1 pseudogene is annotated in these 862 nt (G+C 63.2%); it reads left to right on the plus strand.

Annotation, left to right across the window (positions count from 1 at the left end):
- Nucleotides 1-64: 64 nt before the first annotated feature.
- Nucleotides 65-838: pseudogene (locus tag HZF05_RS13520) on the plus strand (IS5 family transposase).
- Nucleotides 839-862 lie beyond the last annotated feature (24 nt).

The raw sequence follows: 862 nt of genomic DNA on the forward strand, positions 1-862 counted from the left end.
CTAGGGTCAGGACCCATTGATGTGAGAGTCGCGATCTGATTCAGGCTCCGCAAGGAGACTGAATGTGAGCGACCTGTACTGGCTGACGGACGAGCAAATGGCGCGGCTCGAGCCGTATTTTCCGAAGAGCCATGGCAGGCCGAGGGTGGACGGTCGACGCGTGCTGAGCGGGATCATCTTCGGCAATCGCAACGGGCTGCGCTGGCGGGACGCGCCGAAGGATCACGGCCCGCACAAGACGCTCTACAATCGGTGGAAGCGCTGGCGTCAGATGGGCGTCTTCACGCGCATGATGGAAGGGCTCTCGGCGGGCGCTGAGCGCAAGACGGTGATGATCGACGCGACCTATTTGAAGGCGCACCGCACGGCTTCGAGCCTGGTATAAAGGGGGACCTCGGACGCCTGATCGGCCGCACGAAGGGCGGCATGAACACCAAGGCTCTCCTGAGCTTGTCGAAGGGCTCCATGCCGTTACCGATGCCAACGGCCGCCCCTCGAGCTTCTTCATGACCGCCGGCCAGATCAGCGATTACATCGGTGCGGCGGCCCTGACCGACGAACTGCCCAGGGCGCAATGGCTGCTCGCCGACCGAGGCTATGATGCCGACTGGTTCAGGGACGCGCTGGAGGAAAAGGGCATCAAGCCCTGCATTCCGGGCCGTAAATCGCGCAATGAGCCCATCAAATACGACAAGCGCCGCTACAGGCGCCGCAACCGGATCGAGATCATGTTCGGCCGTCTGAAGGACTGGCGCCGCGTCGCCACCCCCACGACCGCTGCCCGACCGCCTTCTTCTCGACGATTGTACTCGCTGCCACCGTCATCTTCTGGCTCTGATCAGGGAGTCCTGACCCTAGGCGC

This window comes from Sphingomonas chungangi (genome assembly GCF_013778325.1).
GTDB lineage: Bacteria > Pseudomonadota > Alphaproteobacteria > Sphingomonadales > Sphingomonadaceae > Solisphingomonas > Solisphingomonas chungangi.